This window comes from Polaromonas eurypsychrophila, from assembly GCF_014641715.1.
Taxonomy (GTDB): domain Bacteria; phylum Pseudomonadota; class Gammaproteobacteria; order Burkholderiales; family Burkholderiaceae_C; genus Polaromonas; species Polaromonas eurypsychrophila.
Genome location: NZ_BMIG01000001.1, coordinates 277,413 through 303,901, shown reverse-complemented (window position 1 = coordinate 303,901; position 26,489 = coordinate 277,413). Strand labels below are relative to the sequence as shown.

Sequence of the window (26,489 nt, the reverse complement as noted above, 5' to 3'; positions counted from 1 at the left end):
GGTGCAGTCAGGAAATGGGAATTCAACAAAACAAAGGCCCGCAGGATGAGTGCGGGCCAGTCGTTAAAGCGCGGAATTACGCTTCGGATTTGGTTTTCAGCACCTTGCGGCCACGGTAGAAACCGGTGGGGCTGATGTGATGGCGCAGATGGATCTCGCCGGTGGTGGACTCGACAGCCAGACCTGGAACGGTCAGGGCATTGTGTGCACGGTGCATGCCGCGCTTGGAAGGTGATTTTTTGTTCTGCTGGACGGCCATGATCCGCTCCTGAGGGGGTATAGGGTTGGTAATTGCGCTCTGGATCCGTGAACTGATCCCGGCGCGAAGCCTTTGATTATAGCGCGATACGGTCGGCGAATCCACTGCCCCGGTGCGCTCGGCTGGCTGGGTGGCTCGAAACCACCCGTCAACCCGCCGTTATTTAGGCTTTTTGAGCTGGGCCAGCGCTGCAAACGGATGCGGTTTGACCTCCGCTGCGCCCTCCGGCTGCGCAATATCGGCCTCGCCGGTGCTGAACACCGGGCTGACGGGGCAGGTCTCGTGCATGGGCACCAATGGCAGGGCCATCAGCAATTCATCCTCGACCACGGCCAGCAAATCGAATTGCGGCTCCATGACCAGCAAGTCCTCCTCGGACTCGTCATCCTCGGCCATGGCGACGTCTTCGTCGGCCACAAAGCGGTACCACTGGTCGATCTCCAGCGGCGTTGTCACGGCACCCATGCAACGCTGGCAGGTCAGCGGCAGGCTGGTTTTGGCTTCCAGATGCACCCAGACATCATCCTCAGCGCCGGTGCGCGCGCGCAACTCGCCAGTGGCTCGCCAGTTGATGGCCAAATCGGGCGCTGGCCCATGTATTTCCTGGGCCAGGCGCTCCATATTTTGTAGCGGCGTGAGTTCCACCAGCGGCTCGCCCGCTTGGGCAAAGGCCGGCATGTTGAGGCGCCGAGCGTTCAGATTTTTCGACATGGCAAGCAGTGTAAGAGAATCGCTGCATGAGCCCTCCTTCCGCCGACCATGACCGCACAGCCCGCCCCGGCACCACCGTCCGCACCCTGATCCTCGGTTCCACCTCGCGCTACCGCCGCGAATTGCTGACGCGCCTGACGATTCCTTTCGAGGTGGCGTCGCCGGAAGTGGACGAAACCCCCTTGCCCGGCGAGGCCCCGGCTCAGCTGGCGCTGCGGCTGGCGCTGGCAAAAGCCCGCGCAGTGGCCGCTAACTTTCCGCACGCCGTCGTGATTGGTTCCGACCAGGTCGCAGACCTCAACGGCCTGCCGCTGGGCAAACCCGGCAGCCATGAACGCGCCGTGGCCCAGTTGCACCAGATGCACGGCCAGACCGTGATTTTTCAGACTGCCGTGGCCGTGGTCTGCGCCGAAAGCGGCTTTGAACAGGTCGAGCTGGCCGCGGTCAAGGTCAAATTTCGCGAACTGAACGATGACGAGATCGAGATCTACCTGCGCATCGAGCAACCTTACGACTGCGCCGGCAGCGCCAAAAGTGAAGGCCTGGGCATCGCCCTGCTGGAGTCGATAGAAAGCGACGATCCGACCGCGCTGGTTGGCCTGCCGCTGATACGCACCTGCCGCATGCTGCGTGCGGCCGGCATCGCGCTGCTGGCCACATCCGGAGCCAGGCCATGAGCGCGCCACCCAAAGGCAAGCTTTACCTGGTTCCAGCGCCGCTGGACTTCGGTTGCGATGTCCAGGCGCCGCTGCAGAACGTGATCCCGCTAGGCACGCTGCAGATCGCGGCCGCGCTGCCCTGCTGGATTTGTGAAAACGCCAAAAGCACACGCGCCTACCTGAAACGGGTCGGCGAGGTGCAACCGCTGCTGCAGCCGGTGCAAGCGCTGCAGATCACGGAGTTGCCGCGCGAGGTGCATAAAAAGGGCGACCACGGCGGGGGCTTCGATGCCAAACCACTGCTCAAGGCGGCGCTGGAGGGCCACAACATCGGCCTGGTCAGCGAAGCCGGCATGCCGGCGATTGCCGATCCTGGCTCTTCAGTGGTGCGCGCAGCGCATGAGCTGGGCATCCAGGTCCTGCCGCTGACCGGACCGATGTCGCTGATGCTGGCGCTGGCCGCCAGCGGCCTGAATGGTCAGAATTTCGCGTTTGTCGGTTATTTGCCGCAAGACGGCGGCGAGCGTAACCAGCGCATCCGCGAACTCGAATCGCTGGCGCTGAAAACCGGCCAGACCCAGATTTTTATCGAGACGCCTTACCGCAACTCGGCCCTGCTGCAGGCGCTGCTGCAAACACTTCAAGCCAATACCCGCCTCGCCCTGAGCTGCGGCCTGAGCCTGCCGACGGGCTGGTCGCACAGCGCAGGGGTGAGCGCCTGGAAGCGCGACAAACCAGCGGCACCGCTGGCCTTGCCGACGGTGTTCTGCATCGGGCGTTGAAGCCTGGCTGCAGGCGCAAAAAAAGCCCGCATACAGCGGGCTTTTTCATGGATGCAATGCAGACTCACCGAATGGCGGGAATCGCCTTGAGGCTGCGGATCGCGCCATCACCGATCGCCGCGCCGAAACGTTTGGCCAGCCTTTCGGCCACGTTTTCGCGGCGCGTGTAATCGATGATTTCCTCAGTCTTGACAATCTCGCGCGCCACGTACTCAAGCGACCCGACATTGTCGGCCAGGCCCAGTTCAACTGCTTGCTGGCCGGTCCAGAACAAGCCACTGAACATGTCCGGCGTTTCCTTCAAGCGCTTGCCGCGACCGGCCTTGACGACGGTGATGAACTGCTGGTGGATCTGGTCCAGCATGGTCTGCGCATAGGCGCGCTGCTTTTCGGACTGCGGGCTGAACGGGTCAAGGAAGCCCTTGTTGTCGCCAGCGGTCAGGAGGCGGCGCTCGACGCCGACCTTGTCCATCAGGCCGGTAAAACCGAAGCCGTCCATCAGCACGCCAATGCTGCCGACGATGCTGGCCTTGTCGACAAAAATCTGGTCGGCTGACGCGGCCACGTAATAGGCGGCGGATGCGCAGGTCTCTTCAACCACGGCGTAGACCGGCTTCTTGTGCTTGGCCTTGAGGCGGAGGATTTCATCGCTCATCATGCCGGCCTGCACCGGGCTGCCGCCGGGTGAGTTGATCAGCAGCACCACCGCCTTGGCGCCTTCGTCTTCAAAGGCGGCACGCAGCGCGGCGTTGACGAACTCGGCGCTGGCATCTGCGCCGGCGGCGATCTCGCCCTTGATCTCGACCACCGCTGTGTGCGGAGTGGTGACGCTGGTGGCGGTACTGCGGTGCAGCGCAAACCAGACCAGGAACACAAAAAACGCCAGCCAGGACAGGCGAACGAAAGTTTTCCAGCGGCGCGTTGCTTTTTGCTCGTTCAGGGCTGCAAACGCCAGCTTTTCCAGCGTGGCCCGCTCCCAGCCCGGTTTCAGCGTCGGATCGGCGTTGCGATTTGCTATTTTTTCAGGAGCTGCTGATGCAGAACCGACATGGGCTGGAGGCCGATTTGGATCGTAATCTGGATCGTCGTACGGGTCGTTGCGGTTTGAATCATTCATAACAGGTAGTTTAGAACTCGATTGCCTTCAGTTTGTAGGAGGTATGCCAGAAAACAAGTCCATCACGTTCGGAAAGGTCAATTTTGACCAGCCCGCCGTGGCAGGGGCCGCCGCTGCAGGCACCGGTATCGGGCCGGTAAGCCGCGCCGTGGCTGGCGCACAGCAGCCACTGGCCGCTGTCGTCGAACACCCGGTTCGGCTGCCAGTCCAGTTCCATCGCCACATGCGTGCAGCGGTTCAGGTAGGCATGTGGCTGGCCTTCGAACCGGATGGCAAAAGCGCGGCAGGTCTGGCCGGCGTAGCTCACGTCGAAGGGCACGGCTTGCCCGCCGTCAGCCAGTTCACCGGCGCGGCACAGCGCCACCGGGGCCAGATCGGCGCCGCCGGCTTCAAGCATGGAGCGCCAGCCAATACTGCAACTCGGTCACCGAATGCGCGATGAAACGCGGTTTGAGCGGCTCAAACGCCGAAAATTCATGCGCGCCATAACTGACGCCGACGCTGGCACAGCCTGCATTCACCGCCATCTGCAGGTCATGGGTGGTGTCGCCAATCATCAGCGTGCGCCCGGGCGTCACGCCGAACTGGTCCATCAGCTCATGCAGCATGCGCGGATGCGGCTTGCCGGCGGTCTCATCGGCGGTGCGCGAGGCATCAAAGCGGCCCTTGAGCTCGACCGCCTGCAAAGCCTCGTCCAGGCCGTGCCGGCTCTTCCCGGTGGCCACGGCCAGCTTGTGGCCGCGCGCCTTGAGCGCGGCCAGCAGCGGCAACACGCCCTCAAACAGGCTGATGTCGTTCTGATGCGCAATGTAATGATGACGGTAACGTGCGCCGAGTTCGGGATATTTGCTCTCCGGAACGTCGGGCGCTGCGTGGGCCAGCGCTTGCATCAGGCCCAGGCCGATCACGTAGCCGGCGGCCTCGTCGGTCGGCACCGTGCCGCCCACGTCGCGCACTGCGGCCTGGATGCAGCGCACGATGATCTGGGTGGAGTCAAACAGCGTGCCATCCCAGTCGAAGGCAATCAGGTCAAAGGTCAAGGGCTTGGAGGGAGACGGCATGGGTCGTGAAACTCTCGAGATCGGGGGGGAGCGCAGCCCGCAACTCAATGCGTTTGCCGCTGGACGGATGGGTGAACTTTAACCGCCAGGCATGCAGGAACATGCGTTTGAGCGCTGCGGCTCCGGCCTCTTTTTGAAGGGCCCTGTTGAGCTCGAAGTCGCCGTATTTGTCGTCACCGGCAATCGGGTGACTTTCACTGGCCAGGTGCACGCGAATCTGGTGGGTGCGGCCGGTCTTGATGGTGACTTCGAGCAGGCTGAAGCCGCCATCCGGCGCCCCGCCTTTCACCTTGACCAGCGTCACGGCGCGCATGCCGTCCGGGTGCTCCTTGCCGACCACCTGGACGCGGCGCTCACCATCGGCCAGCAAATATTTCTGCAGTGGCTTGTCCAGTACCTTCTTGTTGGCCGGCCAGGCGCCTTTGACCATCGCCAGGTAAATTTTGTCGGTCTCGCGCTCGCGAAACTGCTCCTGCAGGTTTTTCAGCGCCACCCGTTTTTTAGCGATCAGCAAAATCCCGCTGGTTTCGCGGTCCAGCCGGTGCACCAGTTCCAGGAAATGCGCATCGGGCCGTGCCATGCGCAACTGCTCAATCACGCCGAACGCCACGCCGCTGCCACCGTGCACCGCCACGCCGGCCGGTTTGTCAATCGCCAGCACATGGTCGTCCTCGAACAGGATGGGGAACTCACGCGAAGGCGCATAGCCGCCCGCCGTGGACGCCGCGCCATGCCGCGCGATCTCGACCGCCATGGCCTCGGCTTTTTGCTCGGCGCGCTCCGAGGTCCGTACCGGCGGCAGGCGCACCAGGTCGCCGGCCGCTATCCGGGTATCAGCCTGCACCCTGCCCTTGTTGATGCGCACCTCGCCGCTGCGGATGATGCGGTAGACATGGGTTTTGGGCACACCCTTGAGTTGGCGGATCAAAAAATTGTCCAGGCGCTGGCCGGCCGAGTCCTCGTCGACAGTTACAAATGTGGCTTGCACTGCCGCCTTTTCGGGCGTAACACCGACACTTGGCGGCGCAGCAGCAGCCATGGCGCCTCCAGCTGCGACGGCGTCTGGGGGTTTACCCGTGCGGGCTGTTTTGGCTGAACCTACGCCTATAATGTGTTTCACTAGCGACAAGCTGTAAGTGGTTGATTTGTCTGGGAGTTTAGTCCACACACCCATCAACCCACTGCCAACAGCCTTGCTGGAAGGTCGACGCCACTGGCAGCAAATGCCTGCAAGCGCACGGTGCCAGGCACCCCGCGGCAGGAAATTGTTGTGCGGACGAGTCGACGTTTTGCGAACACAACTACGGAATACGATGTGTTCAGCCCCGCGGGCTGAACACGGATAGCAGCGAAATCTGGTCTTTGAATGGGTAGCCTCTTGACAACACTGGTCGTACTGATGAACTCATGCCTGCGGCGCTTTTTAGCCCCGTTGTTTGGCATGAATCAGCCGCCAGCCCTTGTCCTGCGGGCGCAAGCAGCTACTGAATTTGTAGCAATCACCTGTCTGACCCCGGCTCGCCCCATCCACGCGCCTACGCCCAGACAGCGCAGCTGACCGGTTTGTTCCGGTTCGCTGTCGTGCCGTCAAAGGCTCTCCGGCAATTCCCCACGTTCGCACAACGTCTGCTCCCGGCGTCGTTTGCCCATTTTTCGGGCAGTGATGTTTGAGACAGAGAAGAACGAAGGAAACCCCATGAAACGCATGCTGGTCAATGCCACCCAGTCGGAAGAACGCCGCCTGGCCATCGTCGACGGACAAAAGCTCCTCGACTACGAAATTGAAATTGAAGGGCGCGAACAGCGCAAGGGCAACATCTACAAGGCCGTTGTGACACGCGTCGAGCCCTCGCTCGAAGCCTGTTTTGTCGACTACGGCGAGGACCGCCACGGCTTCCTGCCCTTCAAGGAAATCTCCAAGCAGTACTTCGCCCAGGGCGTGCCGGTCAGTCAGGCGCGCATCCAGGACGTGATCCGCGAAGGCCAGGAGATCCTGGTCCAGGTCGAAAAAGAAGAACGCGGCAACAAGGGCGCGGCTCTGACCACTTTTGTCTCACTGGCCGGCCGTTATGTCGTGCTGATGCCGAACAACCCGCGCGGCGGTGGCGTGAGTCGCCGTATCGAGGGCGAGGACCGGGCCGAGCTCAAGGAAAACATGGACCAGCTGGAATACCCGGCCGGCGCCAGCATCATCGCCCGCACCGCCGGCATTGGCCGCAGCGCCGCCGAGCTGCAGTGGGACCTCAACTACCTGATCAAACTCTGGACCGCCATCGACGGCGCCGGCAAGGAGGGCAAAGGCGCCTTCCTGATTTACCAGGAATCGAGCCTGGTGATCCGCGCCATCCGCGACTACTTCAACAGCGACATCGGCGACATCCTGTTCGACACCGACGACGTTTATGAACAAGCGCGCCAGTTCATGGCCCACGTGATGCCCGAACACGAGCACCGCGTCAAGCGTTACCGCGACGACGCGCCGCTGTTCAGCCGTTTCCAGATCGAGCACCAGATCGAGTCGGCCTATGCGCGTACCGTGCAGTTGCCTTCCGGCGGCGCCATCGTGATCGACCACACTGAAGCCTTGGTGTCCGTCGACGTCAACTCCGCCCGAGCCATCAAGGGCGGCGACATTGAAGAGACCGCCACCCGCACCAACCTGGAAGCTGCCGACGAAGTCGCCCGCCAGATGCGTTTACGCGATCTGGGCGGCCTGATCGTCATCGACTTCATCGACATGGAAGAGTCGCGGAATCGCCGCGACGTTGAAAACCGCCTGCGCGATGCGCTGCGCCAGGACCGCGCACGTGTGCAGTTCGGCACCATCAGCAAGTTCGGCCTGATGGAAATGAGCCGCCAGCGCCTGCGCCCGGCACTCAACGAAGGCGCGTCCATCCCCTGCCCGCGTTGCGGCGGCTCTGGCCACATCCGTGACACTGAAAGCTCGGCGTTGCAGATCCTGCGCATCATCCAGGAAGAGTCCATGAAAGACAGCACAGCCTCGGTGCTGTGTCAGGTGCCGGTTGATGTGGCGTCATTCCTGCTCAACGAAAAACGTTCCGAGATCGCCAAGATCGAGATGAAGCAGCGCATCAACGTGCTGCTGGTGCCCAACAAGACGCTGGAAACACCGAACTACAAGCTTGAGCGCCTGAAACACGATGATCCGCGCCTGGACAACATCGAAGCCAGCTACAAGATGGCCGACGAGATGGAAGACCCCACCACGGTCACGCGCCGCAGCCAGGAAAAACACAACAAGCAGGAACCGGTCATCAAGGGTGTGTTGCCCGATGCACCGGCACCGCAGGCGATTCCGAAACCCGCGCCTGTGGCCGCTGCACCAGTTGCCCAGGCTCCGGCCCGTGTCGTAGCTCCCGCCCCGGCCGAAAAAAGCTTCTTCGCCAAGCTCAAGGAATTTTTTGTCGGTGCCGATGCCGCCCCTTTGGCCGCTCCGACCCGCGAAGAGAAAAAAGACGAACGCAGCGGCGAAGCGCGCCGTGACGGACGTGGCGAGCGCAGCGGTGAACGCAATGACCGCGGCGGTGAACGCGGCGGCCGTGACGGACGCCGTGGCGGACGCGGCGGACGCGGCGAAGGCCGTGCCGGTGAAGCGCGCGACGAAGGCCGCCCGGACCAGCCGCGCGAAGCCCGGGGCGAGCGCAGTGAACGTGGTGAGGGCCGTGGCGGCGAACGCCGTGAACGCGGTGAAGGCCGCGGTGACCGTCCCGCCACCGAGGGCCGTACAGAAGGCCAACGCCAGGAGCGCCCGGCCGGTGAACGCAACGAACAGCCGCGCGAGGCCCGTGAACCCCGCGAGCCGCGTGAGCCGCGTGAGCCGCGCGGCGAGCGTCCGGACCGAGTCGAAGGCCAGGCCGCTGGCGCCGAGGGCCGTGAAGGCCGTGGTCGCCGTGGCCGCGGTGGTGATCGCGGCGAACGTGGAGAGCGCGGCGAGCGCGCACCGCGTGATGCCGAACAACAGGAACAGGCATTGGCCAACCAGGCGGCCATGGCTGCAGCAATGGCTGGTGATGCCTCGCCGCGTCAGGATCGCACGGTCGAAACCGGTGCTGACGGTGAGCGCCAGGACAGCAACCGCAACAACGAAGCCCGCCCGGAAGGCCAGGGCCGACGTGAACGTGGCGAGCGTGGCGGAGAGCGCGGGGACCGTGGCAATGGCCGCCGCAACGAACGCCGTGACGACCGGGGTGAACGCACAGACGGCAGCGCCGCGCCAGTCGCCGGCGCGCAGGCCGACAGCTTTGACGCGGCCCACCCGGCCGTTGTGGCCAGCATGGACGAAGCAGGCAACCCGGTGGCACCTGCTTCCTCGACCGATGTTCAACCCCGTGCCGAGGGCGAAGAAGGCGGCGACCGCCAGCCCCGCGAGCGCCGCAGCCGCGACCGTTATGGCCGCGACCGCCGCGAGCGTTCGGAGCGGGGCGATCAGCCGGCAGAAGGCAGCGCCAATGGCCATGCACCGCAAGCTGCACCTGCCGACAATTCAGAGTCAAATCAACCCGCAGCCCATGAACAGCGTGCGCAGGCAGCTCCTGAATTTGTAGCACCGGCAGAGCCAACACGCGCGCCGCAAATGGCGCCGCAAGCCGCACCGGTGGCAGCAGCCCCCATCGCGGTGGCCACGCCCGTCGCATCCCCCGCACCGGCCGGCCGCGCACTGCCGAAAGTGCAGACCTATGACCTGCCGCTGCAGGACCTGGCCCAGGTGGCCCAGTCCTCCGGCTTGCAGTGGGTCAACTCGAACGCCAGCAAGATCGCCGAAGTCCAGGCCGCGATGGCTGCCGAACCGAAGCCGATCCATGTGCCACGCGAACGCGCACCGGTCGCCCAGTTGGACAACGGTCCGCTGGTACTGGTCGAGACCAAACGCGATCTGCGCGACACGACTTTGCCGTTCGAGCAGGCCGCTGTGACCGCACCGGCTACCGGTGAACGCGCGGAGTAATCCTGCCGTTCATGCCCGGCTGGGCACCTTGATCAAAGGCAGCTCTTGGGCTGCCTTTTTTTCGTCTGTGGACTGGATTGTTCAGAGCATCACGCTGAGGCGGTGGCTTGCCTGGGATAGTAGTTTCAACTCCCCACTCCCACCCTCAGGGATGCGCTGCCTGACTCGCGCCTGGCGCGGCGGGGCTTTTGCGGGATGAGCCGTGAGGCGCAAAACCCAAGGCAAGGCTTTGCGCCTTGCCTGGTTTTGTAACGACACGGATCGCCCACAAAACCACGTCCCTTCGGGTTCGGACCAAAACGGGCGCTTTCCTCACCAAACCCCTTGCGTGTGCCTTCGGGCACACGACGCGGCGTGTTGGCAAGCAAATCATCCCGTTGTGGATCCGAACGCGCATGGCGGGAGTCAGGCAGCGCATCCCCGACCCCTCCCTCGCCCCGCTGGGCGATGGAGGGGGACAACATGTGGCCGCGTGCGCTGCGCTCGCGTGCAAGCATGACCGACTCTTGGGATTCCCGTGCAGGAAGCGCTTCGCGCTTCCTGCACTCCGGATGGGAGTTCGGTATCAGGCATCGGTTTTCTCTCCCCACCCGTCGGGCTGGGCCGAGGAGCGCAGCCGAAAACGGATCAGGGCGAGCGATTGTCTGAGCCGAAGGCGAGTTCGAGCTCGGCCCCGTTTTCGGCGAGTACCGCAGGTTGCCCGCAGCGAAGCGGAGGGACCCAGACCATCGGGTCGCCTTTCTTTTCCTTAGGTTTCTTTGGCGACGCAAAGAAAAGTAAGTCGCCCGCCGGGGCGAGACCCGGCTTGTTGGTGAACCAAACTGTACGAGTTATCCAACATGGATCCCGGATCAGGTCCGGGATGACAAGCGGGGAGGGGCGGAACAGCATCTCCTCCGGACCCACAGCCGGAACAGTGGAAATTAAACTTCCGCCGCCCGCTTGTAAGCCTGCGCAGCAGAAACCGGGTCTTCGCGCTGCTCGGCCAGCAGCGCCAGCGCGCGCCAGGCATTGCGATGCAGGCCCGCGTCCTGCAAGGCCATCGCGGCCTGAGACAGCAGTTGCTGGGCCTTGCCCCAGAGCTGGCGTTTCAGGCAGGCCATGCCCGCCAGGTACTGCAGGTTGGCGTCACGCGGGCGCTGCTGCTGCGCGGCCTCAATGCGCGCCAGCCAGGCGGCGTCGATGGAGTCGAGGCCCTGCTCCAGCACATGGATCAGCTTGACGCGCAGGTTGTCGCTGATCTCCGAGCGCGGCTGCATTACCGGCTCCCATACCTGCAGCAGCCAGGAGCGCGCCAGGTCGGCGTCGCCGTGCAGAGCCATCAGGCGTGACGCGGCGTGGACCACCAGTTCGGGCATGGCGCGTTCGGCGGCGTCCAGCGAAGCCCAAGCGGTTTGCAGCTGCGCTGGATCATGCGCGCCACCCAGCAACTCCAGAGCCAGCCCGCGCACGATGCTTTGTGCGGCGCCTGGCGAAAACGCCCGGTGTTTGGCCAGCAGGCGCGCCGTGTCCAGCGCCTGAGGGGTCTGTCTGGCCTGGCGCGTGGCCTTCAACCGGGTGCGCAGGGCCAGAGTGCGGCGTGCAACGCCTTGCGGCAACTGGCCCAGCAGTTCCAGCGCGCCATTCGGGTCACGGTCGTCCAGCGCCCAGCGGGCGGCGCGCAATTGAACACCGTCCCGGGTTTCCTGGGCGATGCGGTGGTTGCTGCTTTCCAGCGCCTGCTGCAAATGCTCTTCGCGCAGCGCCCTGTTCTGCAACGACTGCGCGCTTTCGGCGGCCAACAGGTGCGCCAGCAAGCGCAACTGGGTTGCCCGCGCGGCGTTGTAGCTGCTGACATCGCTGGAGGTACGCGCCAGCTGGCTCAGGCTTTTTTCCTGCGTGATGGCGTTCTGTGCCAGTTTGGCGGCGCGGATGAAGCGCCCGGCCATCAGGTGCGACAACGCGTCCATGAAGGCGGCGTACATCGCCCTTTCCTTTTGTTGCGCGCGCCAGCGCCTGGCTTCGGCCGGCAGCGAAAACACCGCAGACGAAGCGCGCAGAGCGACATACAGCAGCGTGAACAAACCCGCCAGCAGCAGCACCAGCAGGTTGAAGGAGATGTCGATGCGGTGTGGCGGCCAGAACAGCGTGACCACCGCCTGGTTGTTGCCAGCCACCAGCGCCACCGCCACCGCGATGCCGAACAGGGCCAGGAGCCAGAGTGCGCTGCGCATGTGTTTCGGTCGCCTAACGGCCCGCCGCCGCCGTGGCCAGCGCGGCCAGGGTCTCATCCAGGCGCGGCAGCTCGCTGGACTTCATCTGGGTTAACACCTGTTGCAGCAACTGGCCGGCCGCCTGCGTCCTGCGCGAAGCCGGGTCAAAGTATTTGCCCAGCATGGCCGATGCGCTGCCCAGATCGGCGCGCGCACTGGCGGTTTGCCTCGACAGCAGGCCCAGGCGCGCATTGAGCAACTTGAGCTTGAGGTTCTCGCGCAGAAAAAACGATTGTTCCGGCGCCAGCAAGGCCGCGTCGGGCTGGTCGATGCGGCTGACACGCAGCAGGTTCCGCGCCTCGTCACGCACGCCCTGCCAGGTGTTCTGCCACCACGCCTGCAGGGCGAGCCGGTCGAACGCCATGCGAACGGGATTGCTGGAAGGCGCGCCGGCAGACGCTGCGCGCGCCGGTACTGGCGCTGCAGCAGGTGCGCGCGTGTTGCTGGCCACCGGCATCGCATTGGCCAGGGGCAACTCGTCCACCAGCCGCGTCAGTTCGTCGAGCTTGAGCAGCAAGCCGGGCACGTCGGTCACCGTGGTGGCCTTGATGCGTTCCACATCACGCGCAATCGCACGCTGCAGCGGATTCAGGCGCGGCTGCGCGGCGCGCACCAGCCGCTGGTCGGCTGATTTGAGGGCAGCCAGCATGGGCTCGGCACTGCCGGTCAGTTGTGCCTGCTGCTGCGCCAGCCGCAGGGCCGACTCCACGTCGACCACCAGATTTTCATCGCGCGAGCGCGACAGGCTTTGCATCAGCTCCTCCAGCTGGCTGCGCTGCAGGCTGACTTCGCTGAGCCGGGTCTCCAGCAGCGCCAGCCGCGCCGACAGTTCGCGCGTGCCCTCCTGGGCCTGGCGCGCCAGCGTTCGCGCTTCAATCGACTGCGCCGTTGAATCGGTGCTGCGCCTTGCCAGTTCTTCCTGGATATTGACCAGCTTTTGCCACAACAGCGCACTCATCACCACCCCGGCGACCGCCACCAGGCCAGTCCCAAACAGCCAGCGGCGCGGCAGGCTGTTGGCCGGCGGCACAGCCACCACCGGTAGCAGCGCAGCCGATGCGGGCAAGGAAGGAGTAAGGGGTTCGCTATCGCTCATGGTTACATCGATTCTATCGAGGCCACGATGTCATCGAGTGCAGGGCGTGACTCAGCAACAACACCCCAGCCCGCCGCGCGCACGGCCTCGGCGATACGCGGATGTGTCGCGACGGCACGGGCCCGCGACCAGTCCCCCGCCGGCAGGTGGCCGACCGCCTCGGAACTGCTGAACAGCCAGACCGAGCCGTCCACCGCAGCTTCGGCCATTGTTTTGCGCTGCTGCGAGGTGAACAGCGGCGCGCTGCGTTGGTAAACCGCAATGAATTCAGGCAGGGCACCGGCCGCCGACAGTTGCCGCGCCAACCAGTCCCGCCCATTGGATGCGCCCGCCATCTCCGCACCGGCGCCCTGCCCGCGCACGATCAGCACACGGCGACCCTGCCAGGGCCGGCCGGCAACCACCGACCACAGCGCTTCGGAATCAAACTGGCCGGCATCCAGCGCGGGGGAGTCGATGCGCGAGTCGGGGATACCGGCGGCCCGCAGCGCGGCCACCGTGCCGGGGCCAGGCGCCATGCAGCGCGGGCCCTCATTTGCTATGAAATCAATAGCTGTTTGCGCTTGACCGGTATGGGCTGAAGCCTCATTTGATGCAAAAAAAGCCTCGGCCGCATTGCCGCTGACAAACATCAGCGCGGCAAAGCTGGCGATGTCGCGCCAGGTCTGCTGCAGCGCCGACGACACCGGCAGCGCTTCAATACGAATCAACGGCAACGCCTCGGCTGGCAGGCCGCGCTGCGTCAGGGAGAGCACCCAGCGCGTGGCATCGCGCGCGGGCCGGGTAACGATAACGCGGCCCGGCTTCAAGCTGGATTCCGCAGTAAAACGCGCTTCTCACCCAGGTGGAGATGCTTGTCGTGGCAGTAAAACTCTGTATTCATGCGGGTAGCCAGCGGCGGCAAGCAATCACGCGCAATCCAGGTTCAGGAGTTGGCGGCCCACACCGCGCCCCCGGCGCGCAGCGAGGCGGCGACCCGCTCACCCAATGCCTCGGCTTCGGCAAAGTTCGTCACGCTGGCGCTGTGATCGGCGCGCACCAACGGCTGGCCGGCCACGCCTTGCCCGTCGGCGCCCGGCTCGCCCCAGGCGGCTTCCAGTCGCATCTGCGCCGACTGTGGCGCGCGGATGAACGCTGCCAGCGGCATCGAGCAACTGCCGCCCATGGCGCGCGAGACCGTGCGTTCGGCCGTCACTGCAAGCCAGGTCGGCTGGTGCGCCAACGGGGCCAGCGCGGCCAGCAAGTCCCGGCGGTCGGCACGCACCTCGATGCCGAGTGCACCCTGCCCGGCGGCTGGCAGCATCTGCTCGGGTTCAAAGGCCTGACGAATGCGCGATGACAAGCCCAGGCGCTTGAGGCCGGCAGCCGCCAGCACGATCGCCTGGTAGTGGCCCTCGTCGAGCTTGCGCAGGCGGGTGTCGAGGTTGCCGCGCAGCGGTTCAATGCGCAGGTCAGGTCGCAGGCTTTTGAGCAGCACCAGCCGGCGCAGGCTGGAGGTGCCGACAACGGCGCCCGACGGCAGCTCGGCCAGCGAGGAGAAATCATTGGAGACCAAGGCGTCGCGCGGGTCCTCGCGTTCAAGCACGCAGGCCAGCGCAAAACCCTCGGGCAGGTCCATCGGCACATCCTTGAGCGAATGCACGGCGATGTCGGCGCGGCCGTCGAGCAGTGCGGTTTCCAGCTCCTTGACAAACAGGCCCTTGCCGCCGACCTTGCTCAGCGAACGATCCAATATCTGGTCACCCAGGGTGGTCATGCCCAGCAACGCCACCTGCCAGCCCAGGCGCGCCTCCAGCAGTGCCTTGACGTGTTCGGCCTGCCACAGCGCCAGCCGGCTTTCACGCGTGGCGATCACCACGCGAAGGGAAGTTGAAGAATCTGCGCGCACTCGTAACCTGTTCGTATCTGGAGGGGTTCTCGGATGCTAGCATGCTGCACTGCAATACAAGAGCCCACATAAGGTGAACCAATGGTGACGACGGCACGAGTGAAATCATCCAGGGAGCAGCCGGCAGGCAGCAACAGCCAGCAACGCCCGCGCGCGCGCGCCAAAGACAACGAAAGGCCGCTGGTCGAGGACATCCGCCTGTTGGGCCGCATCCTCGGCGACGTGATCCGCGAGCAGGAAGGCGTGGCTGCCTATGAGCTGATCGAGGAAGTGCGCAAGCTCTCGGTGACTTTCCGCCGCGACGCCGACACCGAGGCCGACAAGTCGCTCAAGAAGCTGCTCAAGGGACTGTCGGGCGACCAGACCGTCAGCGTGATCCGCGCCTTCACCTACTTCAGCCACCTGGCCAATCTGGCCGAAGACCGCCACCACATCCGGCGCCGCGCCATCCACGAACGTGCTGGCGACACCCAGGAAGGCAGCATCGAAGTGGCGCTATCCCGCCTGCGCTGGGCCGGCATCTCGCCCAAGACCATCTCAAACACGCTGGCCCATGCCTACGTGTCGCCGGTGCTCACCGCGCACCCGACCGAGGTCCAACGCAAAAGCATCCTGGACGCCGAACGCGACATCGCCCTGCTGCTGACGGCGCGCGACGAAATTAAGTCGCATGCACTGGCGGTGAATGCCAGCCGCGACGCCTTGACACCGCGCGAACTGGCCGCCAACGAAGCCCAGCTGCGCGCGCGCGTGATGCAGCTCTGGCAAACACGGCTGCTGCGTTTCACCAAGCTCACCGTGGCCGACGAGATTGAAAACGCGCTCAGTTATTACGAATCGACTTTTCTGCGCGAAATCCCCAAGCTGTATGCCGAGCTGGAGCGCGCGCTCGGCAGCCAGCCGGTACACAGCTTTTTGCGCATGGGCCAGTGGATAGGCGGTGACCGCGACGGCAACCCCAACGTCAGCGCCGACACGCTGGAGTACGCGCTACGGCGCCAGTCCGAGGTCGCGCTGCGCCACTACCTGACCGAGGTCCACTACCTCGGCGGTGAGCTTTCGCTGTCAGCCATGCTGGTGGACTTCACGCCAGAGATGCGTGCTCTGGCCGAACGCTCGCCCGACATCAATGAGCACCGGCTGGACGAGCCCTATCGTCGCGCGCTGACCGGTGTCTATGCGCGGCTGGCCGCCACGCTGAAGGATCTGACCGGGGGCGATGCTGCACGCCATGCGGTCGCACCGCAAAACGCCTACCTGAGCGCCGAGGACTTTCTGGCCGACCTGCGCATCATCGAAGCTTCGCTGCGCGCCAACCACGGCAGCGCGCTGGTGGCGCAGCGCCTGCACCCGCTGATACGCGCGGTCGAGGTGTTCGGCTTTCACCTGGCCACGGTGGACTTGCGGCAAAGTTCGGACAAACATGAGGAGGTGATTGCAGAGCTGCTGGCTGTCGCACGCATCGAAACAAAATATTCCAGCCTGGACGAAAGCGCCAAGCGCGAGTTGCTGCTGTCGCTGCTCAACGATGCCCGGCCGCTGCGCGTAATGGGCGCCGCCTACTCGGACCATGCGCGTGGCGAGATCGCGATTTTTGAATCGGCCAAGGTCATGCGCCAGCGCTTCGGCGCACAGGCGATCCGCCACTACATCATCAGCCATACAGAAACCGTCAGCGACCTGCTGGAAGTCCTGCTGCTGCAAAAAGAGGTCGGACTGATGCAAGGCATCCTTAACGACCCCCACGCTCAGCCCTTCGGGTCTGTCGCTGCCCCCCGAGGGGGCGCTCGCGCCTTGGGGCGGCCCGGCGACGCGGTGAATCACAGGTCCACCCACGACCTGATCGTGGTGCCCTTGTTCGAGACGATTGAAGACCTGCGCAACGCCGCGCCCATCATGCGCGAGTACTACGCGCTGCCTGGTATCGCGCAGCAGGTCAAGCGCAGCGGCGGCGAGCAGGACATCATGCTGGGCTATTCCGACAGCAACAAGGACGGCGGCATCTTCACCAGCAACTGGGAGCTGTACCGCGCCGAGATCGCGCTGGTCGAGCTGTTCGACGAGCTCGCGAACTCCCACAACATTCAGCTCAGAATGTTTCACGGCCGCGGTGGCACCGTGGGACGCGGCGGCGGCCCCAGCTACCAGGCCATCCTGGCGCAGCCGCCGGGCACGGTACGCGGACAAATTCGCCTGACCGAACAAGGCGAAGTCATCGGCTCCAAGTACGCCAATCCCGAAATCGGCCGGCGCAATCTCGAAACCCTGGTGGCTGCCACTTTGGAGGCCACGCTGCTGCAGCCGACCAAACCCGCCACCAAAGCCTTTTTGCTGGCCGCTGCCGAGCTGTCGCAGACCAGCATGGCGGCTTACCGCGCACTGGTTTACGACACGCCTGGTTTCACCGAATATTTTTTCAGCGCCACGCCGATACGCGAAATCGCCGAACTCAACATCGGCTCGCGCCCGGCATCCCGCAAGGCCTCGCAAAAAATCGAAGACCTGCGCGCCATTCCCTGGGGCTTCAGCTGGGGCCAATGCCGCCTGACGCTGCCCGGCTGGTACGGCTTCGGTTCGGCCATCGAGCAAATGCTCAGCGCCGGCGGCACGCCGGCCAGTCGCAAGGAAGCGCTCGCGTTGCTGCAGAAAATGTACAAACAATGGCCGTTTTTCCGGACCCTGCTCAGCAACATGGACATGGTGCTGGCCAAAAGCGACCTGGCCCTGGCCTCGCGGTATGCGGAGCTGGTCAACGATACGCGCCTGCGCAAGAAAATCTTCAGCGCCATCGAGGCCGAATGGCACCGCACGGCCGAAGCGCTGGGCCTGATCACTGGTGAAAAACAGCGCCTGGCAGGCAATGCCTCGCTGCAGCGCTCGATTCGCCACCGTTTCCCCTACATCGACCCGCTGCACCACCTGCAGGTTGAACTGGTGCGGCGCTACCGCGAAGGCAAGGCCGATGAACGGGTGCAGCGTGGCATCCACATCTCGATCAACGGAATCGCGGCTGGATTGCGCAACACCGGCTGAACCGCACCTGCGCGCGGCTGAAAAGCCATTGCGCACGCGTGCGGTGTCGTCCCAACGCCCCCTGTAGGCCCAGTCCTAGGTCAACACCAGCGCCGTCCGATGGCGGAGCGTGGCAGCCCAGCCTAGCATCTAATTTCATGGAAAAACGCGCCGGTATGTCGCTGCGCGGCGTTAGCCATGGCTATCGTCGGAGCGCACAGCATGAATACCTTTAAATTCCGGACTGATTCGTCACCCGGCTATGTTGATTCCGTGTCCACAGACGCGGCGGAACTTGCCTCCCACATGAACCATTGCGCCAGCTCGCACAGCCGATTGTTCTTTGTGCACTCCGCGCTGCAGTCGGCACATGGCGCGCTCGGCCCACGCGTTGTGACGGTGGCCGCGCTGGCAACCGGGGGTTTGGGCCTGGCCCTTTTCATTCTGGCATGAGGGTGTGAAAACGATCGTCATCAACCGCCTGGAAACCCTCACCCCATACGCCAGGAAAATACTTCTTGATCGCCACGGCGAAATTCATCAACCCATACGCGCCGAGTTGTTCGGCGCTCACCGTTTTGAACAGCACGGCCGCAGCCTGGCCAAGGCGCAGGCGATCCGTCCCCGCGACCGCAACCGGCGCGGGCTGCCCTTTTTTCCGCGTGTGCAGGAAAACATCACCGGCCTGCGCGAAGCCTACGACTACATCGCCATTACCTCGCGACGCGGTCACTATGTCACGCCGGCCGCCGAATGGCTGCTCGACAACTTTCACCTGATTGAGGCGCAACTCCAGCAGATTCAGGAAGGCGTGCCGCACCGCTACTACGCGGATCTGCCCAAACTCGCGGACAAACCGCTGGAAGGCCTGCCGCGTGTGTACGGCATCGCCTGGGCCTATGTCGCGCACACCGACAGTGTGCTGGACCCCGAACTGTTCACGGCCTTTCTGAACGCCTACCAGGAGGTCAGCGAGCTGACGCTGGGCGAACTCTGGGCCCTGCCCACCACGCTGCGTGTGGTGCTGCTGGAAAATCTGCGACGCATGGCCGACCGGATCGCCTGGAACAAGGTGGCACGGGAAGTCGCGCACGCTGCGTGGGAGGCGGCCGAGGCGCTGAGCCTGCAGGACCTCGACGAACTGCACAGCTACATGCAACACCGAGGCCTGGAGCACAGCTACCTGACCCAGCTCTGGCAACGCATGCCTGCCGAGCGGCAAGAGTCCGAGCCGCCGCTGGTCGCCTGGACCGAACACCATTGCGCGGACGGGCTGGGCCTGATCGGCGAGGCGCAAACCACCCAGGTTGAGGCCAACCTCACGGTGAGCAATATCATCACCACGCTGCGGCTGATCGGCCAGGTCGAGTGGACTGAGCTGATCGAGCCGGTCAGCCACTGCCTGCAGGTGTTGCGCCGTCTGCCGAGTTTTTCCATGGAAAGCGAAATGACGCGCCAGCAGATTACGCGGGCCATGGAAAGGCTGGCGCAGCAAAGCGGCCGGTCCGAGCGCAGCGTCGCCGAGGCTGTGCTGGCAGCGGCGACCCAAGCCGGTCTGCCCGCGGTCGAGCAGACGGCGGGCTACTACCTGATCGGCCCCGGACGAGCGGTGCTGGAAGCGGCACTGCATCCAGCCTCCCCGACAAGCACGCCACGCCGCGCCACCATCAACTGGCACGCCTGGCGTTTGCCTCTGTATGCCGCCGTCTGGGTGGGCGGCACCGCACTGGCCCTGTACACGGCCGTGCATCATTTGTCAGGTCTGCACTGGACGGCCTGGGTGGGGGTGCTGTTGATGGCTTTGCCGGCTTCCGAAGCCGTCGCCGCGCTGATTCACAGGCTGGTGGCCGAGTCGGCCCGCATCCAGCCGCTGGCCCGACTCGATTTCACGGCCGGTATCCCGGCTGAACACCGCGTGCTGGTCGTCATTCCGTGCATGCTCACCTCGCCATCGTCCAACAGCGAACTGGCGCATCGCCTGAGTCTGCACTGGCTGGCCAGCCGGGAAACCCATGCGCAGTTCGCTCTGCTGACGGACTGGACCGATGCCGACTCCGAACATCTGCCCGGCGACCAGGCCCTGCTGGACGACGCGCTCGAAAAAATCCAGGCACTGAACCATGGCTACCCGGCCAGCGAGACAGAGCCCCCCCGTTTTGTGCTGATGCATCGCCCGCGCACCTGGTGTGCCACCGAGGGCCGCTGGATTGGCTGGGAACGCAAGCGCGGCAAGCTCGAAATGTTGCTGCGACAGATTACCGGGCGCACCGCCCCACTGTTTGTGCCTGTTCATCCCGAGATGAGGCTGGCCGAAGGCATACGTTATGTGCTGACGCTGGACAGCGACACCGGCCTGCCGGCCGGCTCGCTGCGCGACCTGGTGGCCATTGCCGCACATCCGCTCAATGCGCCACAAATCGACCCGGTGCGCCGTCGTATCAGCGCCGGTTATGGCATCCTGCAGCCACGCGTGGTAACACCCTTGCCGGCGCTTTATGAACGCTCGCCCTTTCACGCCCTGTTTGCCGGCCAGGGTGGGCTGGACCCCTACAGCAGCGGCGTCTCCGATCTCTACCAGGACCTGTTCGGCATGGGCAGTTTCACCGGCAAGGGGCTGCTGCATGTGCAGGCGGTTCACACGGTGCTAAGCAGCCGAATGCCTGACGGTGCCGTGCTGAGTCACGACCTGCTGGAAGGCAGCATTGCGCGCTGCGGTTACGTGGGCGACGTGGTGCTGATGGAAGACCACCCGCACCATGCCGGCGTTGCCGCCTCGCGCGTGCACCGCTGGACACGCGGCGACTGGCAGTTGTTGCCGCTGATGCTGCGCGCAAGCCACTTCGGCATCGACGCGCTGGGCCTTTGGCGCATGGCGGACAACCTGCGGCGTTCGCTGATCGCACCGGCCAGCGTATTGCTGCTGGTCTGGGTCATCGCTACGCAGGCATTGCCGCTGGCCACCGCGCTGGGTTTTGTGCTTGCAGCCTTACTGGCCGGACCGTTGATGGGAGCACTGGCCGGCCTGGTGCCGACGCGGCGCGGCATCGCCTGGCTGCATTTTTTCGACGTCGGCGTGCGTGAGGTGTTGCGCGGCCTGGCCGCCACGGCCTGGCAGTTCAGCCAGCTGTTTGCACAGGCGGCCATGATGCTGGACGCCATAACGCGTGCGCTTTGGCGCATGGCGGTGAGCCGTCGCAAGCTGCTCGAATGGACCACAGCCGCGCAATCCCAGGCCTCGGCGCGTTACAGCCTGTCAGCCTTTCTGCGCACCCAGGGAGCAAGCTCGTCACTGTGCCTGCTGCTGGCGCTGGCCGCCTGCTGGAGCCCCTACCCCTGGGCCGGTCCGGCGCTGTTCCTGCTGTGGGCGCTGGCGCCTCTGCCGGCCTGGTGGGCCAGCGTTCCCGCAGCTCCACTGCGGGTGCTGACTGATGACGACCGTGAGTACCTTGAACAGCTTGCGCGCCAGACCTGGCGGTTTTTTGAACACTGCGTGGTCGCGCAAGACAATGACCTGCCGCCCGACAACCTGCAGATGGAGCCGGAACCGACGATTGCGCACCGCACCTCGCCGACCAACATTGGCATGTACCTGCTGGCGGTTACCTGCGCGCGCGAGTTCGAATGGATTTCCACCGCCGAATTGATCACTCGCCTGGAGGCCACCCTGGACACGGTCGAGCGCCTACCCAAACACCAGGGTCACTTGCTCAACTGGTACGACACCCGCACGCTGGAGGTGCTGCCGCCGGCCTATGTATCTACCGTGGACAGCGGCAACTTCGCTGGCCACCTGCTCGCGGTAGCGCAGGCCGCCAGACAACTGGGTACGCGCGAGTACACCCCGCCTGACCACGTCCTGCAACTCAATCAGATTGCGGTGCGCTGCGACCAGCTCTGCATGGCCATGGATTTCAGCGGCCTGTACAACCCCAAGCGCCATCTTTTCCACATCGGCCTGCGTGTGCATGAACACGCCCTGGATGCCAGTTATTACGACCTGATGGCGTCCGAATCCCGCCTGACCAGCTTTCTGGCGATTGCCAAGGGCGACGTGCCGCGCCGTCACTGGCAGGCGCTGGGCCGCAGTTTCCTGACTGTGGGCATCACGCCCGGCCTCAAATCCTGGTCAGGCTCGATGTTCGAATACCTGATGCCTTCGCTGGTCATGTGTGAACCCGACCAGGGCCTGCTGCATATCTCGGGGCTGGCGGCGGTGATGGAGCAACAGGCCTTTGGCCGTGCACAGCAACTGCCCTGGGGCGTTTCCGAGTCGGCGTATTTCGGACAAGACCATACACTGGCCTACCAGTATTCACCGTTTGGCGTGCCGCGCCTGGCGCTGCGCCGGACCCCGCCGGGGGACAGGGTCGTGGCGCCTTATGCCAGCGTGATGGCCTGCATGTTCACGCCGCGCGAAGCCGTGGACAACCTGCGCCAGCTGGAGATGGCGGGGGCGCGCGGTGAATACGGTTTTGTGGACGCCATCGATTTCACCGTCGCCCGGCAGCCAGGCGCGCAGGCTTTCAGCTTGGTCAACACCTTCATGGCGCATCACCAGGGCATGTCGCTGGTGGCGCTGTGCAATGTGCTGTGCCGGCACGCGCCGCGCCGCTGGTTCTCCTCAGCCCCGCTGATCCAGGCCCACGAGTCGCTGCTGCATGAAAAAACACCACGCCAGATCATTGAAAGCGCCGACCCGCGCAACCTGCCCGAGCCGGATGAGTTGCGGGAAGATGCGCTGTACCACTCACGCGAGCTCGATCCCACCGCCCCCGGCTGGCAGCCAACGCACTTGCTGTCCAACGGCGCTTACAGCGTGGCACTGCGCGCCAACGGCGCGGGGGTCAGCCGCTGGCGCGGTAAAAACATCACCCGCTGGCGCGACGACCTGCTGCGCGATGCCTATGGCAGTTTCATCTACCTGCGTCCAGCAGGCCAGGACCGGGTGGCGTCGCTGACCTCGCACCCGGCACCCCACCCCGACTGGAGCTACAAGGCCACCTTTCTGGCCGACCGGGTCGAGTTCCAGGCCAAGTCGCTGGCGCTGGAAGCCACCACCACCGTGCTGGTCAGCCCGGAAGACGACACTGAGCTGCGCACCGTCACCCTGCTCAATCAGTCAGAGCGCGAGATCACGCTCGATGTGGTGTCGTGTTTCGAAGCGGTGCTGGCCGATCCGCGTGCCGACGAGGCGCATCCGGCTTTTTCCAACCTGTTCATCGACACACGCTGGCACGCACCCTGGCGCGCCCTGATGCTCACGCGCAAGCCCAGACTTCAGGGTGACCCGGCCATGGCGGTTGCGCATTTTCTGGCGGCGGCCGACGCCAATGTGCGCTCGGTCCACTGCATCGCCGACCGACGCGCCTTCCTCGGGCGCAACCGCCTGCCAGCCCAGCCCGCGCTGCTGGCGCAAGCCACGCAGGATGACGGCGTACCCGTCAACGGACTGGACCCGGTGGCCGGCCTGCGCGTGCGCGTGCGGATAGCCGCTGGCGGCATGGCACGCCTGAGTTTTGCGACCGCGGCAGCCGAAAGCAGCGATGAGCTGGTAGCCCGCATCGACAAGTATTTGCAGCCCATGCACGTTGAGCGCGCTACCCGCATGGCCGCCACGCTGGCGCAGGTGCGCCTGCGCGACCTTGGCGTCGCGCCGGAGCGCAACGTGGCGCTGCAGGACATCAACACCGCACTGATGTACACCGCCACCCGACCGCAGACCGAACGCGCCCTGCTGGACCAGCGCCAGCTCTGGCGCTTTGGGTTGTCCGGCGACAAGCCCATCGTGCTGGTGCGCATTCATTCGAGCAACGGCCTGGCGCTGGTCGATGCGCTGCTGCGCGCCCAGCCGCTGTGGAGTTTTGGCGGGCTGGCGGTGGACGTTGTGATTGTCAATAGCGAGGTCAACTCCTACCTGATGCCCTTGCAGCAGGGCATTCTTGCGCTGCGCGACCGCATGCGCCAGCAGTCGGAGAACAGTTTCCCGCGCAACGACGCCGGCGGTTTTTTCCTGCTGCGTGACCACGAGATTGCGGTCTCGGAAAAAGCCGTGCTGGCCGGCCTGGCACGTTTCATTTTTGTTGCCGACGGGCGCCCGCTCGAGCAGCAACTGGCGGCCTTGCAGGGGGCCACCGGCCTGCGGCGCCGCGCCGTGCCAGCCAGCCTGCCAGCACCGAGTGCGGCTTTGGCCGACCCCTCCTCCGCACCGGTTGCCGCGACCCAGTCGCCCACGGGCAAGTTCGATGCTGCAAGCGGCGAGTTCCGCTTCACGGTGGACAGCCAGCACAGGCCGCCGCGCCCCTGGGTCAACGTGATTGCCAATGCGTCCTTCGGCTTCCAGGTATCCGAAGCCGGGGCCGGCTATACCTGGGCCGTCAACAGCCGCATGCACCAGCTCACACCCTGGTCCAACGACCCGCTGCAGGACCCGGCGGGTGAGCACTACCTGCTGCAGGACGCCGACTCGCTGAAACTGCTGGCCCTGAGTCCGTCGACCGAAAGCCGTTCGGCGCTGCCTTATGCAGTGCGCCACGGCCAGGGCTACACCGTGTTTCTCTGCCGGCACGGCGAGCTGGTCGTGGAAACCACATTTTTTGTGGACCGCAGCGATGCCGTCAAGGTGGTTGCCGTCAAGCTGCACAACCAGGGCAGCGAGCCGCGCCATCTGCGCGCACTGGCCATGCTGGAGTGGCAACTGGGCGGCACGCGCCAGGAACGCCGCACGGTGCGCGGCTGGAAAGCCCCGAACCAGCCCACTGTGCTTGCGCAGCAGCGTGAAAGCCGCGCCGGCTTCGGTGGCAGCAGTGCCTTCCTGTCGCTGGTGGGCCTGACCGACCCGCTGCAATGGACCTGCGACCGCAGCGAGTTTTTCGACGTGGCCGGCCGGCTGGTGCTGCCCGAAGTGCTGGGCCAGCAGTCGGGCAACGCGGCAGACCCGTGCGCCGCTTTGTCAGGTGCGTTCACGCTGGAAGCCGGTCAGCAAATGGATCTTGCCTTTCTGCTGGGCCACGCACCCGATGCCGCGCAGGCCGAACAATTGGCGCGCGACTGGCAAGGCCGGGATCTGGCGCGGGCGCTGGACGGCGTGAAACACCAATGGTCGGACCTGCTCGGCAAGGTCGAGGTGCACACCCCTGACCCGTTGTTCGACGCGCTGGTCAACCGCTGGCTGCTTTACCAGACCCTGACTTCCCGCCTGTGGTCCAAGGCTGGCTTTTACCAGGCCGGCGGAGCCTTTGGTTTTCGCGACCAGTTGCAGGATACGATGGCGTTTGCTCTGATCGAGCCGCGCCGCCTGCGCGACCAGATTGTGCTCAACGCCTCGCGCCAGTTCCCCGAGGGCGATGTGCAGCACTGGTGGCACGCGCCCGGCGGCGAAGGCGTGCGCACGCACTTCTCCGACGATCTTCTGTGGCTGCCTTTTGCCTGCGCGCACTACCTGGAGGTCACCGGTGACCAAGCGCTGCTCGACGAGGAAGTGGCCTTCATCGACGGCGCGCACATCCCGGACGGCGCGGAAGACGCCTACTACGCGCCCCAGGTCAGCGAACAGACCGCCTCGGTGTTTGAGCACGGTGCGCGCGCGATTGACCGCAGCCTGCCCATTGGCGCGCATGGCCTGCCGCTGATGGGCACTGGCGACTGGAATGACGGCATGAACCGCGTCGGCCATGAAGGCAGGGGCGAATCGGTCTGGCTCGCCTGGTTCCTGTGCGCGGTGGTGGAAAAGTTTGCACCGCTGGCCCAGGCCCGGGGCGAAGGCGAACGCGCGAAGAAGTGGCTGGACGCACGCGCCGGCTGGATCAGCGCGCTGCACAGCCACGGCTGGGACGGCGCCTGGTTCCGCCGCGCCTTCTTCGACAACGGCGCGCCGCTGGGCTCGTCGCAGAACGACGAATGCCGCATCGACCTGATCGCGCAAGCCTGGTCGGTGCTGTCCGGCGCATCTTCCGACAAGTTCACCGTGCCCGCGATGCAGGCCATGAACGATCAGCTCGTGGACAGCGAAGCCGGCCTGCTGCGCCTGCTGGCGCCGCCGCTGCAGCACTCTGCCAACAATCCGGGCTATATCCAGGCCTACCCGCCCGGCGTGCGCGAAAACGGCGGCCAGTACTCTCACGCCGGTGTCTGGGCCCTGATGGCCCAGGCCCAAACCGGCGACACCGAGGCCGCCTGGGAAAGCTTCCAGGCCTTGAGTCCGGCCCACCGCAGCCAGCACCCGATACACGGCCCGGCCTACGAACTCGAACCCTATGTGATGGCCGGTGACATCTACGGCTCGCCGCCTTACGTGGGTCGCGGCGGCTGGAGCTGGTACACCGGTTCCGCGGCCTGGCTACACCGTGCGGCGCTTGAAACCCTGCTGGGCCTGTCGGTGCGGCAAGGCGTGCTCTCGCTATCGCCGCGTGTTCCCGCGCACTGGCCGGCGTTTGAGATTACCTTGAGGCTGGACGGCGAACGGGTCGTTACGCTGCGCTGGCAGCGTGCCGGTGTGGCGGCCGATGGAACAGGCGCCACACCTGATCGTGTGCTGGCCGAAGGCGAGACCGTGGTGCTCGCCGAGTTACCGGTACAAGCGCGGCTACTGGTTCGGTCTGCGACATGACCCACAAAATGCTACTAAATAGATAGCTGTTTATTCTTGCTGGATATGGGCTGGAGGCACTTTTTCTTATGAAAACGACGT

General features: G+C 64.9%; 16 protein-coding genes. 6 read left to right on the top strand and 10 right to left on the bottom strand.

Annotated features, from left to right (window positions below; genetic code table 11):
• Nucleotides 1–76: 76 nt before the first annotated feature.
• Both rpmF and IEX16_RS01375 read right to left on the bottom strand, forming a co-directional pair.
• The gene (gene rpmF, locus IEX16_RS01380) at nucleotides 77–259 is read right to left on the bottom strand and encodes a 50S ribosomal protein L32 (protein WP_188705822.1); all 183 of its coding nucleotides are present in this window, start codon (nucleotides 257–259) and stop codon (nucleotides 77–79) included.
• A 159-nt stretch (nucleotides 260–418) separates the two neighbouring features.
• Complete coding sequence (locus IEX16_RS01375) at nucleotides 419–970, bottom strand: YceD family protein (protein WP_188705820.1); 552 nt, start codon at nucleotides 968–970, stop codon at nucleotides 419–421.
• A 26-nt stretch (nucleotides 971–996) separates the two neighbouring features.
• Here IEX16_RS01375 and IEX16_RS01370 point away from each other — a divergent pair, with 26 nt between their 5' ends.
• Both IEX16_RS01370 and IEX16_RS01365 read left to right on the top strand, forming a co-directional pair.
• On the top strand, nucleotides 997–1,647 hold the full coding sequence (locus IEX16_RS01370; protein ID WP_188705819.1) for a Maf family nucleotide pyrophosphatase: 651 nt from the start codon (nucleotides 997–999) through the stop codon (nucleotides 1,645–1,647).
• Nucleotides 1,644–2,411, top strand: coding sequence for an SAM-dependent methyltransferase (locus IEX16_RS01365; protein ID WP_188705817.1), 768 nt, complete (start codon nucleotides 1,644–1,646; stop codon nucleotides 2,409–2,411). Before IEX16_RS01370 ends, IEX16_RS01365 begins: the two co-directional genes overlap by 4 nt.
• A gap of 64 nt (nucleotides 2,412–2,475) precedes the next feature.
• On the opposite strand, the gene IEX16_RS01360 is transcribed toward IEX16_RS01365, so the two are convergent.
• Genes IEX16_RS01360 through IEX16_RS01345 form a run of 4 tightly spaced genes read right to left on the bottom strand, consistent with a single transcriptional unit; the run spans nucleotide 2,476 to nucleotide 5,628 of the window.
• Nucleotides 2,476–3,528, bottom strand: a complete 1,053-nt coding sequence (locus IEX16_RS01360; RefSeq protein WP_188705816.1) for a S49 family peptidase — start codon at nucleotides 3,526–3,528, stop codon at nucleotides 2,476–2,478.
• Nucleotides 3,529–3,538: 10 nt separating this feature from the next.
• Complete coding sequence (locus IEX16_RS01355; protein ID WP_188705814.1) at nucleotides 3,539–3,925, bottom strand: Rieske (2Fe-2S) protein; 387 nt, start codon at nucleotides 3,923–3,925, stop codon at nucleotides 3,539–3,541.
• The gene (locus tag IEX16_RS01350; protein WP_188705812.1) at nucleotides 3,918–4,589 is read right to left on the bottom strand and encodes an HAD family hydrolase; all 672 of its coding nucleotides are present in this window, start codon (nucleotides 4,587–4,589) and stop codon (nucleotides 3,918–3,920) included. Before IEX16_RS01350 ends, IEX16_RS01355 begins: the two co-directional genes overlap by 8 nt.
• Nucleotides 4,558–5,628, bottom strand: a complete 1,071-nt coding sequence (locus IEX16_RS01345; protein ID WP_188705810.1) for an RluA family pseudouridine synthase — start codon at nucleotides 5,626–5,628, stop codon at nucleotides 4,558–4,560. The genes IEX16_RS01350 and IEX16_RS01345 overlap by 32 nt, the downstream gene beginning before the upstream one ends.
• Before the next feature lie 657 nt (nucleotides 5,629–6,285).
• Here IEX16_RS01345 and IEX16_RS01340 point away from each other — a divergent pair.
• Nucleotides 6,286–9,555, top strand: a complete 3,270-nt coding sequence (locus IEX16_RS01340; protein ID WP_188705808.1) for a ribonuclease E/G — start codon at nucleotides 6,286–6,288, stop codon at nucleotides 9,553–9,555.
• Nucleotides 9,556–10,478: 923 nt separating this feature from the next.
• Here IEX16_RS01340 and IEX16_RS01335 read toward each other — a convergent pair.
• The 4 genes from IEX16_RS01335 to hemC form a co-directional block, all read right to left on the bottom strand.
• Nucleotides 10,479–11,768 (bottom strand): heme biosynthesis HemY N-terminal domain-containing protein, encoded by a 1,290-nt coding sequence (locus tag IEX16_RS01335; protein WP_188705807.1) that lies wholly within the window; start codon nucleotides 11,766–11,768, stop codon nucleotides 10,479–10,481.
• 13 nt (nucleotides 11,769–11,781) lie between these two features.
• Nucleotides 11,782–12,903 (bottom strand): uroporphyrinogen-III C-methyltransferase, encoded by a 1,122-nt coding sequence (locus tag IEX16_RS01330; RefSeq protein WP_188705804.1) that lies wholly within the window; start codon nucleotides 12,901–12,903, stop codon nucleotides 11,782–11,784.
• A 2-nt stretch (nucleotides 12,904–12,905) separates the two neighbouring features.
• A complete protein-coding gene (locus tag IEX16_RS01325; protein ID WP_188705802.1) occupies nucleotides 12,906–13,712 on the bottom strand; it encodes a uroporphyrinogen-III synthase in 807 nt (268 codons plus the stop codon).
• A 116-nt stretch (nucleotides 13,713–13,828) separates the two neighbouring features.
• A complete protein-coding gene (gene hemC, locus IEX16_RS01320) occupies nucleotides 13,829–14,791 on the bottom strand; it encodes a hydroxymethylbilane synthase (RefSeq protein ID WP_188705800.1) in 963 nt (320 codons plus the stop codon).
• 81 nt (nucleotides 14,792–14,872) lie between these two features.
• On the opposite strand from hemC, the gene ppc reads away from it, so the two are divergent.
• The 3 genes from ppc to IEX16_RS01305 all read left to right on the top strand — a co-directional run bounded on the left by ppc (nucleotide 14,873) and on the right by IEX16_RS01305 (nucleotide 26,408).
• Nucleotides 14,873–17,824 carry a phosphoenolpyruvate carboxylase gene (ppc, locus tag IEX16_RS01315; protein WP_188705798.1) on the top strand — a complete coding sequence of 984 codons (2,952 nt, stop codon included), beginning with the start codon at nucleotides 14,873–14,875 and terminating at the stop codon, nucleotides 17,822–17,824.
• A 201-nt stretch (nucleotides 17,825–18,025) separates the two neighbouring features.
• Complete coding sequence (locus tag IEX16_RS01310; RefSeq protein WP_188705796.1) at nucleotides 18,026–18,256, top strand: hypothetical protein; 231 nt, start codon at nucleotides 18,026–18,028, stop codon at nucleotides 18,254–18,256.
• A 4-nt stretch (nucleotides 18,257–18,260) separates the two neighbouring features.
• Entirely contained in the window at nucleotides 18,261–26,408 is an 8,148-nt protein-coding gene (locus tag IEX16_RS01305; protein WP_188705794.1) for a glycoside hydrolase family 94 protein, read from the top strand.
• Nucleotides 26,409–26,489 lie beyond the last annotated feature (81 nt).

Coding starts and splice junctions, on each gene's coding strand:
- rpmF (WP_188705822.1), bottom strand. CDS start 259: ATGGCCGTCCAGCAGAACAAAAAATCACCTTCCAAGCGCGGCATGCAC.
- IEX16_RS01375 (WP_188705820.1), bottom strand. CDS start 970: ATGTCGAAAAATCTGAACGCTCGGCGCCTCAACATGCCGGCCTTTGCC.
- IEX16_RS01370 (WP_188705819.1), top strand. CDS start 997: ATGAGCCCTCCTTCCGCCGACCATGACCGCACAGCCCGCCCCGGCACC.
- IEX16_RS01365 (WP_188705817.1), top strand. CDS start 1,644: ATGAGCGCGCCACCCAAAGGCAAGCTTTACCTGGTTCCAGCGCCGCTG.
- IEX16_RS01360 (WP_188705816.1), bottom strand. CDS start 3,528: ATGAATGATTCAAACCGCAACGACCCGTACGACGATCCAGATTACGAT.
- IEX16_RS01355 (WP_188705814.1), bottom strand. CDS start 3,925: ATGCTTGAAGCCGGCGGCGCCGATCTGGCCCCGGTGGCGCTGTGCCGC.
- IEX16_RS01350 (WP_188705812.1), bottom strand. CDS start 4,589: ATGCCGTCTCCCTCCAAGCCCTTGACCTTTGACCTGATTGCCTTCGAC.
- IEX16_RS01345 (WP_188705810.1), bottom strand. CDS start 5,628: ATGGCTGCTGCTGCGCCGCCAAGTGTCGGTGTTACGCCCGAAAAGGCG.
- IEX16_RS01340 (WP_188705808.1), top strand. CDS start 6,286: ATGAAACGCATGCTGGTCAATGCCACCCAGTCGGAAGAACGCCGCCTG.
- IEX16_RS01335 (WP_188705807.1), bottom strand. CDS start 11,768: ATGCGCAGCGCACTCTGGCTCCTGGCCCTGTTCGGCATCGCGGTGGCG.
- IEX16_RS01330 (WP_188705804.1), bottom strand. CDS start 12,903: ATGAGCGATAGCGAACCCCTTACTCCTTCCTTGCCCGCATCGGCTGCG.
- ppc (WP_188705798.1), top strand. CDS start 14,873: ATGGTGACGACGGCACGAGTGAAATCATCCAGGGAGCAGCCGGCAGGC.
- IEX16_RS01310 (WP_188705796.1), top strand. CDS start 18,026: ATGAATACCTTTAAATTCCGGACTGATTCGTCACCCGGCTATGTTGAT.